The sequence below is a fragment of the Kitasatospora sp. NPDC056327 genome (genome assembly GCF_042261735.1).
GTDB lineage: Bacteria > Actinomycetota > Actinomycetes > Streptomycetales > Streptomycetaceae > Kitasatospora.
The window spans coordinates 1-9,684 of record NZ_JBHJRC010000310.1 but is presented as its reverse complement, the minus strand read 5'-3'; the positions used below and the strand labels follow the sequence as shown (position 1 = coordinate 9,684).

The window sequence follows — 9,684 nt, the reverse complement described above, 5'->3', positions numbered from 1 at the left end:
CCCGGACGCGTCCGGGGTCCTGGTCACCGCCGACCCCGTCACGGGCCACCGCCGGACCGCCACCGTGGACGCCGGGTTCGGGCTCGGCGAGGCGCTGGTCTCCGGGCTGGTGAACCCCGCTGCTCGCGGGGCCCCTCACCGGGCCCCGCGCCGCGGTGCGTCAGCGCTGCTTGCGCAGCTCCCGCACCGCCGTCTCCAGCCGCCGGCCGTAGTCCTCGTCGGCCTTGCGGAAGTTCTCCACCGCGCGCTCGACGATGTCCTCGCGGTCGGCGGAGACCTTGGCGATGAAGCCGGCCAGGTTGGCGATCAGCCGCTGCTTCTCGTCCTCGCCGATCAGCCGGTAGAGGTTGCCGGCCTGCACGAAGTCGTTGTCCTCGGCGTGCGAGGGCGCCTCGTGGGTACCGGTGTCGCCGGTGACCGGGGTCGCCGCCCACAGCGGACGGCCGGTCTGCACCGGGCCGCCGAAGCTGTTCGGCTCGTAGTTCTTGCGGCGGCCGTGGCGGCCGTCGTAGAGGTGGCCGTCCCGGCTGTTGTTGAGCGCCTCGGTGGCGTGCGGGCGGTTGACCGGCAGGTGGTCGGCGTTGATGCCGACGCGGTAGCGGTGGGCGTCCGCGTAGGCGAACAGCCGGCCCTGCAGCATCTTGTCCGGGGACGGGCCGATGCCGGGCACGAAGTGCGACGGCGAGAAGATCGACTGCTCGACCTCGGCGAAGACGTTGTCGGGGTTGCGGTTCAGCTCCAGCTTGCCGAACTCGACCAGCGGGTAGTCGGCGTGCGGCCAGACCTTGGTCAGGTCGAAGGGGTTGAAGCGGTAGGCCGCCGCGTCCGCCGCCGGCATGATCTGGACGCTGACCGTCCAGCTCGGGAAGTCGCCGCGCTCGATGGACTCGCGCAGGTCCCGCTGGTGGCTGTCCGGGTCCTCGCCGGCCAGCTTGTTGGCCTCCTCCTGGGTGAGGTTCCGGATGCCCTGGTCGGTCTTGAAGTGGTACTTCACCCAGAAGTACTCGCCGGCCTCGTTCTGCCACTGGTAGGTGTGCGAGCCGAAGCCGTCCAGGTGGCGGTAGGAGGCCGGGATGCCGCGGTCGCCGAACAGCCAGGTCACCTGGTGGGTGGCCTCGGGCGACAGGCCCCAGAAGTCCCAGACGTTGTCCGCCTCCTGCGAGCCGGTGTACGGGTCCCGCTTCTGGGTGTGGATGAAGTCCGGGAACTTGGTGGCGTCCTTGATGAAGAACACCGGGGTGTTGTTGCCGACGAGGTCGTAGTTGCCCTCCTCGGTGTAGAACTTCAGCGCGAAGCCGCGCGGGTCGCGCACCGCGTCCGCCGAGCCGAGGTTCCCGGCGACCGTGGAGAAGCGCAGGAAGGTCTCGGTCTGCTTGCCGACCTCGGAGAGGAAGGCGGCCCGGGTGTACGCCGTGACGTCGCCGGTGACCGTGAAGGTGCCGTAGGCGGCGGCGCCGCGGGCGTGCACCACGCGCTCCGGGATGCGCTCGCGGTTGAAGTGCGCGAGCTTCTCGAACAGCTGCTGGTCCTGGATCAGCGCCGGACCGCCGACCCCGGCGGTCTCGGTGTTCTGGTTGTCGGCGACGGGGGCACCCGCCTCCGTGGTGAGGGTGGGGCGCAGCTCGTCCTGGGTAGTCATGTGAGGGTGCCTCCGCGTGGTCCGGTCTTGTCGAACCGATCCTAACTTGGACTTTGTCCAAGTCAACACTGGAACCAAACTCGGAGTGTCACTTACCCTGGTCCCATGAGCGACCTCCTGGAACGGCTTCGCGGACGTGGCTGGCGGCTGACCTCGCAGCGCCGGGTCGTGGCCGAGGTCCTCGACGGCGAGCACGTGCACCTGACCGCCGACGAGGTGCACGCCCGCGCGGTCGAGCGCCTGCCCGAGATCAGCCGCGCGACCGTCTACAACACGCTCGGCGAACTCGTCTGCCTGGGCGAGGTGCTGGAGGTCGCGACCGACGGCCGCGCCAAGCGCTACGACCCCAACGCCCACCACGCGCACCAGCACCTGGTCTGCTCCGGCTGCGGCGCCATCCGCGACGTCCACCCCCACGGGGACCCGCTGGCCGCGCTGCCCGAGGCCCAGCGGTTCGGCTTCACCGTCTCCGGCGCCGAGATCACCTACCGCGGCCTCTGTCCGGACTGTTCGCCCAGACCCTGAACGGGCCCGACCCCTGGACCGGGACACCCCCGACGGCCCGGCGCCCCGGCCCGCGGCACGCTCCCGCTATGCGCTGAGCTCCGCGTGCAGCGCGCCCAGCAGCCGGCCCGCCCGCTCCGCGACCTCCGCCGGACCGTAGTCCGCGGCCCGCCGGCACCAGCCCTCCGCCTGCACCGGCTCCCCCCGGCGCAGCGCCAGCAGGGCCAGCCGCAGCGCCGCCCGCCCGTGCCCGGCGTCAGCCGCCCGGGTGTACCAGAGCATCGCCGCGGCCTCGCTGTCCTGCCGGGCCAGAAGCAGCCCCAGGTTGAACGCCGCACTGCGGCTGCCCGCCTCGGCCGCCCTCCGGTACCAGCTCTCCGCGATCTCCAGCGCCCCCCGCTCGGCCGCCCGCACCCCCATCCGCACCTGCGCCCGCCGGTGACCGGCGTCCGCCGCCACCGCGTACCAGTGCTCGGCCTCCGCGTCCGCGTCCCCGCGCCGGTCCAGCACCGACGCCAGCCGGAACGCGCCCTCCGCCGAACCGCCCGCCGCCGCCTGCCGGTAGCGCTCCAGCGCGCCCGCCGCGTTGCCGCGCTGCTCCTGCACCACGGCCAGCTGCAGCGCCGCCTCGCCGTGCCCCTCCGCGGCGGCACGCGCGTACCACTCCTGCGCCTGCCGGTGCTGGCCCCGCCCGGCGTGCAGCACGCCCAGGTTGAACGCGCCGTCCACGCTGCCGGCCTCGGCGGCCTTGGAGAACCACGGCTCGGCGCCCGACTCGTCGCCGCGCTGCAGCAGCACCACCGCGAGCGCGTTGCACGCCTCCCGGTGCCCGGCGTACGCGGCCCGGCGGTACCACTGCTCGGCCTGCTGGTCGCGGCCCGCGCCGGCGCACAGCAGGCCCAGGTTGAACGCGCCGTTCTGGTCGCCGGCCTCCAGCGCGCCGCGGTACCAGCGCTCCGCCTCGGCGGCCTCGCCGCGCGAGGCGTGCAGCGCGCCCAGCGCGTTGGCGGCGTTGCCGTCGCCCGCCTCGGCGGCCTCCTGCCACCACTCGGCGGCGGCGGCGAGGTCCCCCGCGTCGCGCAGCAGATAGCCCAGCGCGCACGCGGCCCGCGGCTCGCCGTTCTGCGCCGACTGCCGGTACCAGCGGGCCGCCTCGTCCAGCAGCGGCTGCTCGCCGCGGGCCCGGTCCTCCAGCAGCACGCCCAGGCGCAGCGCGGCGCGGGCGTGGCTGCGGGCGGCCGCGATCCGGTACCAGGCCTCGGCGGTCTCCTTGTCCCCCGCCGCCTCGCGCATCCGGGCCAGCCGGTAGGCGGCCTCCCGGTGCCCGGCGTCCGCGGACACCTTGAACCAGCGCTCGGCGCGCACGTCCCGGCGGTGCTCCATCAGGTCGCCCAGGGCGTACGCGCCCAGCGGGTGGCCGTGGTCGGCGGCGAAGTGCAGCCAGTACTCGGCCGCCTCCTCCTCGCCCTGGTCGCGCAGCTGCAGGCCGAGCGCGTGGGCGGCCGGCGCGCTGCCGGCCACCGCCGCCTGCCGCCACCACTGGGCGGCCTCGGCCCGGTGGCCGCGCTGGTGCAGCAGCACGCCCAGGTTGTTGGCGGCGGAGCGCAGCCCGGCGGCGGCGGCGCCGCGCAGGTACGGTTCGGCGTCCTCCAGGTCGCCGCGGCGCAGCAGCAGGGTGCCCAGCCGGGCGGCCGCGTCGGCGTCCCCGCCGTCGGCGGCCCGCCGGTGCCGGGCCTCCAGGGCGGCCTGCTCACGGGCGGCGAGCGCGGTCTCGAAGCTCGCCGTGTCGGGCCCCGACCCGGTCTCGATGCCGGGGCCGGCCGGTCCGTCGGAGGCGGCACGGGAGCCGAGCGCGGCGGCGAGGCCGCCGGCCGGGACGTGCACCAGGGAGTCCGGGCCCCAGCCCGCGGGCCGGCGCTCGGCCAGGCCGCTGGTGCGCTGGGCGGGCAGGGCGCCGGGCCGGCGTTCGGGGCTCTCCGCCCAGGCCTCGGTGTCCGCCTCGGTGCTTCCCGCCGGTCTCGCTCCCGTCCCGTTCCTGCCGATCGGCCTCATGCCGGCTCCCACTCCCCCCGAGTGCCGCGGCGATGTCCTCCGGCCCGGGGCCGGGGGGCCACGGGGGGCGCGCAGACCCGACGGCCGGTCAGCAGCCGCGCCGCTTCCCCCATGTGTCCCATCGTCGCATCACCCGCAACCCGCGTACACCTGCCCCGACCGATTTCGGCGGGACGGACCCGAAGCCGACGAGATTGCTTCGGCGCTTTGTCGATTTCCCGACACTGGCCTTCACAAACCCCGCTGCCGTCGTCCTTGGCGACGCTCGATGGTACCGGAGCGGTTTCGCCCGCCCGGGCACGCGAAAAACCGAGGGCCCGGAGGAAGAATCCTCCGGGCCCTCGGTGCTACTGAGTAGCGGGGACAGGATTTGAACCTGCGACCTCTGGGTTATGAGCCCAGCGAGCTACCGAGCTGCTCCACCCCGCGTCGGTAGTTGAACCCTAGCACGGACGCGGGGCGGGGCGGAAATCGGTTACCGCGGCATCACCGCAGCTCAGGGGCCTCCGGTCGCCGGCGGGGTGGCCGGCGCCGTGGCGGGCGGACTCGCGGGTGCGGTGCCCGAGGGCGTCGGAGCCGGGGTGATCCCGGCCTTCTGCTCGGCCGCCTCGACCGCCTTCAGCGCGTCGTTGAGCGCCTTCTGGGCCTGGCCCCAGGCCACCCAGTCACCGCTCTTGAACGCGGCCTGGCTGTCGTTGTTGGCCTTCACCGCGTCCGCGATCGCCTTCTGCAGCTCCGGCGTCACCGTGCCCCCGGGCACCGGTGTGGCCGGGGCCGTCGGCGTCGGGGTGGTGGGCGTCGCCGGGGCGGTCGGCGTGGTGCCGGGAGCGGTGGGGGTGACCGGTGCCCCGGTGACCGCGCCGCCGAGCACCTTGGCCAGCGCCTTCTCCAGGTTGTCCTCCACCGCGACGACGGCGTTCTCGTTGCCGTACGTCGCCAGCACCTTCTTCAGCACCGGCACCTTGGCGCTGCGGCCGATCAGGTAGACCGGCTCGACGTTCAGCAGGCCGCCGCCGACCGGCAGGGTCAGCAGGTTCCCGTACTCGATGTCCGAGTCGGTGCCGGTCTTCAGCAGGGTCAGCTGGTTGGCGACCAGCGGATCCGAGTTGAACTTCGCCTGCACCTGCTTGGGGCCCAGCGCCCCCGACCCGGTCGGGATCTTGGCGATCCGGATCTTCCCGTAGTCCGGGCCCGGGTCGGCGCTGACCGACATGAACGCGGCCAGGTTGTCCCGGCCCTGCGGCGCGAACGTCGTGGTGAGCGAGAACGACGCCTCCTGCGCGTCCGGCATCCGGACGGTCAGGTAGTACGGCGGCTGCACCTCGTTGCTGTTCGTCGTCGGGTCGGTCGGCACCTGCCAGATGTCCGTGCCGTTGAAGAAGCCGCCGGCGTCGGTCATGTGGTACTCGGCGAGCAGGTCGCGCTGCACCTTGAACATGTCCTGCGGGTAGCGCAGGTGCGGCTTCAGCTCCTCCGGGATGTCGGTCTTCGCCTTCACCGTGCCCGGGAACGCCTTCATCCAGGTCTTCAGCACCGGGTCGTTCTCGTCCCACTGGTAGAGCGTCACCTCACCGGTGTACGCGTCCACGGTGGCCTTGACCGAGTTGCGGATGTAGTTGACCTGGTTCGCGGCGGTCAGCAGCTCACCGCGCTGGTTGGTCAGCGAGTCCTTGGTGACGTCGCCCAGCGTCGTCTTCGACGAGAAGGGGTAGCCGTCCGAGGTCGTGTAGCCGTCCAGCACCCACACCACGCGGCCGTTCTCCACCACCGGGTACGGGTCGGCGTCGATCGACAGCCACGGCGCGACCTTCTCGACCCGCTCCTTGGGGGTGCGGTCGTAGATGATCTTCGCGCCGTCCCGGATCGCGCTGGAGTAGAGGATCTGCGGCTCGGCGAACTTCACCGCGTACGCGGCCCGGGTCAGCGGGTTGCCCAGCCCGACCCCGCTGTCGCCGTCGTAGGAGAAGTGCACCGGGGTGCCGTCCTCCGCGGTGTAGTCGATGTCCTGGTAGCCGCCGCCGACGATCGAGTACGTCGTCGTCTTCTCGCCGTAGTAGATCCGCTGCTGGTAGTCGCCGAACGCGCCCTTCGTCGGCAGCGCCGACTCCGTGTAGACCGGGTTGCCGTTGGCGTCCACCTGGTTGCCCTTGGCCGCGATCACGCCGTAGCCGTGGGTGTAGTTGAAGTGGTCGTTGATCCAGTTCCGCTGGATCCCGTTCAGGTCCAGCTCACGCACGCCCAGCACGGTGTCCTGGTCGCCGTACCGGTCGACGTCCAGCGACTTCGGGAAGGCGTAGTACTTGCGCAGCGCCTCGTTCTGCTGGAACGTCGGGCCGACCACGTTCGGGTCCAGCAGCCGGATGTCCGTGATCGTCTGCGCGTCCGGCTTCAGCGCCTGCGCGTTCGTCCCGTTCGCCGGCTCGTACTGCACGACCTGACTGTCGGCGATCCCGTACGCCTGACGCGTCGCGTCGATGTTCTTCTGGATGTACGGCGTCTCCTTGGCCTGCTCGTTCGGCTTGACCTGGAACTGCTGCACGATCGCCGGGTACACCCCGCCGATCAGCACCGCCGACAGCACCATCAGCCCCAGGCCGATCAGCGCCGGCGCCCAGGTCCGGCGCACCGGCGTCAGGAAGAACAGCACCGCGCAGATCACCGCGACGAAGAACAGGATCGTCTTCGCCGGCAGGAACGCGTTCGCGTCCACGTACCGCAGACCCGTCCAGCCGGACACGCCCTTGTACGAACCGGTCTTGACCGCCAGCGCGTACCGGTCCAGCCAGTACGCCACCGCCTTCAGCAGCACGAACACGCCCAGCAGCACCGCCAGGTGCCCCTGCGCCCCGGTGCTGGCCCGCCGGCCGGGACCCTGCAGCCGCAGTCCCCCGTACAGGTAGTGCACCAGCACCGAGACCAGCAGCGAGACGATCACCGCGCTGAACGCGAAGCCCAGCACGAACTGGTAGAAGGGCAGGTCGAAGGCGTAGAAGGAGATGTCCCGGCCGAACTGCGGGTCCTTCGTGCCGAACGGCGTGCCGTTCGTCCACAGCAGCCAGGTCCGCCACTGGCCCGAGGCCGCGGCACCCGCCACCAGCCCGATCACCAGCGAGACCCCGAGCAGCGCCCAGCGCTTGAACGGCGCCAGGCCCGAGCGGTAGCGGTCCAGGCTCTGCTGCTCCACGGACATCGCGGACAGCGGCGGCCGCAGCCGGTGCGCCAGCCACACGTTGAAGCCGACGATCACCGCCATCAGCAGGCCGAACACCGCGAACAGCCCGATCTTCGTCCACAGTTGGGTGGTGAACACCGAGGTGTAGTGGACCGACCTGAACCAGAGCCAGTCCGTCCAGAACCCGGCGAACATGACGAAGAGCAGGAAGAGCACCGCGAGCACGCCCAGGGTCAGCAGGAGCACCCGCGCCCGCCGGGACGGCGGGCCTACTCTGCGCCGGAACCCCGGCCCTGAGCGTTCCGGCATCTGGAATACCACGGTGGCACCTCGGTCGTGTCGTCTGGAGTCGGTCGGTTCTCAGTGCAACTTAACCAGTCTTTGGCCGAGTTCCCACCGTTAGCAGACGGTTACGACAACCGATCGCCCGGGACCCGCCCCGGACCCCGGCCGGTCGGCGCGGCGCCCGCACCGCCCGGCGTGTGAGGATTGAGCCATGTCCGATGGATCCAACCTCCCCGACGACGTCTCCACCCTCCCGGCCGGCAACCCGCTGACCCGGGCCGCCCTGGAGATCGACGAGTACGCCGCCACCCTCGGCTGGGACCTCCCGGCCCGCCTGTTCGCCCTGGTGGACAGCGCCGCCCTGCGCAAGGCCGACCCCCGCGTCGCGAAGCAGCTCGGCCTCGCCGACGGCGACGACCCCGGCCTCACCCCGGTCGAGCAGGACGAGCTGCCCGCCGGCATGGAGCTGGACAAGTTCCTCGGCACCATCGCCTGGCCCGACGCCGTGGCCGGCTGCGCCCTGGTCGTCGAGCGCCTGATGCTGCCGCCGGGTTCCGAGCAGTCCCGCCCGCGCAACGCCAGCGACGCCCAGCTCGCCGAGTGGGTGGCCAACCACCCCAAGCGCGAGGAGGTGCGGATCACCGCCGCGGTGCTGCGGGACGGCAGCCGGGAGATCGCCCTGCGGCTGCGCTCCAAGGACGTCGCCCGCGAGGTGCTGACCGGCCCCGACCTGGTGCCGGGCCTCACCGAGGCGCTGCTGGCGACCTTCGCCTGACCCTCCCCCCGCGGTGCGGAGCCCGCGGCCACCCGGTGGCCGCGGGCTCCGTGCTGCTCCCCGCCGCCCGGGGCCCCGCCCTACGCGGTGCAGGACGGCAGCGCGGAGGTCTGCCCGGAGCGGATCTGCTCCAGCGCCTTCAGCGCGCCGTCCAGCGTCTCCACCTTCACCAGGGTCAGCCCGGACGGGGTGTTCTTGGCCGCCTCGGCGCAGTTCGCCGCCGGGGCGAGGAAGAACTCGGCGCCGGCGTCCCGGGCCGCGATCAGCTTCATCGCTATGCCACCGATCGGGCCGACCTCGCCCTCGTCGGTGATGGTGCCCGTGCCGGCCACGAACCGCCCGGCGGTCAGGTCGCCCGGGGTCAGCTTGTCGATGATGCCGAGCGAGAACATCAGGCCCGCGCTGGGCCCGCCGACGTCCTGCAGACCGATGTCGATGCGGAACGGGTAGGTGTGCCGAAGGCCCGGGCGGATGCCGACCATCGCCGCGCCGGTGTCGGGCGACTTCACGGTCGGGACGCTGATGTCGGTGCGCACCCCGGGCTCGGCCGAACCCTCCTTGACCCGCGGCACCACGGTGAAGACCGCCGGCTCGCCGGGCTGGTGCCTGGTGACCGCCCGGGCCACCGCCTCCGCGTCGGCGACCGGGGTGCCGTCGACCGCGACGATCTGGTCCCCCGCGTGCAGCCGGCCCTCCGCCGGGGCCCCGGCCGTGACGGTCTGGACGATCAGCTCGCTGCCCATCGGGATGCCGAGCCTGCCGAGCGCGGCCGTGCGGGCGTGGTCCTCGGAGAGCGCGAACTCCTCGGCGTTCTGCCGCTTCGCGTCGGCGTCGCTCTGGCCCTTCGGGTACACGTTGTCGTGCGGCACCACCAGCACGTCGTCCCGCAGCCAGCCGATCACCGCGTTCACCAGGCTCGGCTCGTACTTGGCGCCGGTGACCTGGACGGTGGTCATGTTGAGGTGGCCGCTCGCCGGGAACGACTCGTGGCCGGTGATGGTGATCACCGGGGTCCCCGTCTTCTCCTGCACCCCGAGCGTGTTGTACGTCGGCCCCGGGCTCATCTCGGTGTACGGCACCTTCATCAGCACCGAGGCACAGAGCAGCGCTATGAGCAGCAGGGTGGCGGCGAGCATCGTCGCAGAGCGGCGTGGCATGCCTCGACAGTACGGGACGCGGATGACGCGGCGCCCGGCCGGCCCGGGGGACCGGCCCGCCCGGGCTTACGGTGGGTGCGGTCCCGCCCACCCCCGGCGG

6 protein-coding genes, 1 tRNA gene and 1 pseudogene are annotated in these 9,684 nt (G+C 72.7%); 3 read left to right on the top strand and 5 right to left on the bottom strand.

The features are described 5' to 3' along the window. Positions 1-118 (top strand): annotated as a pseudogene (locus tag ACFCX4_RS30830) (PEP/pyruvate-binding domain-containing protein); the annotation flags it as partial. Positions 119-160: 42 nt separating this feature from the next. On the opposite strand, the gene ACFCX4_RS30825 reads toward ACFCX4_RS30830, so the two are convergent. Then, positions 161-1,639, bottom strand: a complete 1,479-nt coding sequence (locus ACFCX4_RS30825; protein WP_376149611.1) for a catalase — start codon at positions 1,637-1,639, stop codon at positions 161-163. 105 nt (positions 1,640-1,744) lie between these two features. Here ACFCX4_RS30825 and ACFCX4_RS30820 point away from each other — a divergent pair, with 105 nt between their 5' ends. Next, entirely contained in the window at positions 1,745-2,164 is a 420-nt protein-coding gene (locus ACFCX4_RS30820) for a Fur family transcriptional regulator (RefSeq protein ID WP_376149608.1), read from the top strand. Positions 2,165-2,230: 66 nt separating this feature from the next. On the opposite strand, the gene ACFCX4_RS30815 is transcribed toward ACFCX4_RS30820, so the two are convergent. The 3 genes from ACFCX4_RS30815 to ACFCX4_RS30805 form a co-directional block, all read right to left on the bottom strand. Continuing rightward, on the bottom strand, positions 2,231-4,195 hold the full coding sequence (locus ACFCX4_RS30815; RefSeq protein ID WP_376149605.1) for a sel1 repeat family protein: 1,965 nt from the start codon (positions 4,193-4,195) through the stop codon (positions 2,231-2,233). Positions 4,196-4,550: 355 nt separating this feature from the next. After that, positions 4,551-4,624 (bottom strand) — tRNA-Met (locus ACFCX4_RS30810). A 67-nt stretch (positions 4,625-4,691) separates the two neighbouring features. Then, positions 4,692-7,676, bottom strand: a complete 2,985-nt coding sequence (locus tag ACFCX4_RS30805; protein ID WP_376149602.1) for a UPF0182 family protein — start codon at positions 7,674-7,676, stop codon at positions 4,692-4,694. Positions 7,677-7,863: 187 nt separating this feature from the next. On the opposite strand from ACFCX4_RS30805, the gene ACFCX4_RS30800 reads away from it, so the two are divergent. After that, complete coding sequence (locus ACFCX4_RS30800) at positions 7,864-8,427, top strand: PPA1309 family protein (RefSeq protein WP_376149599.1); 564 nt, start codon at positions 7,864-7,866, stop codon at positions 8,425-8,427. Between the two features lie 80 nt (positions 8,428-8,507). On the opposite strand, the gene ACFCX4_RS30795 is transcribed toward ACFCX4_RS30800, so the two are convergent. After that, the gene (locus ACFCX4_RS30795; RefSeq protein ID WP_376149596.1) at positions 8,508-9,584 is read right to left on the bottom strand and encodes a PDZ domain-containing protein; all 1,077 of its coding nucleotides are present in this window, start codon (positions 9,582-9,584) and stop codon (positions 8,508-8,510) included. Positions 9,585-9,684: the final 100 nt, after the last annotated feature.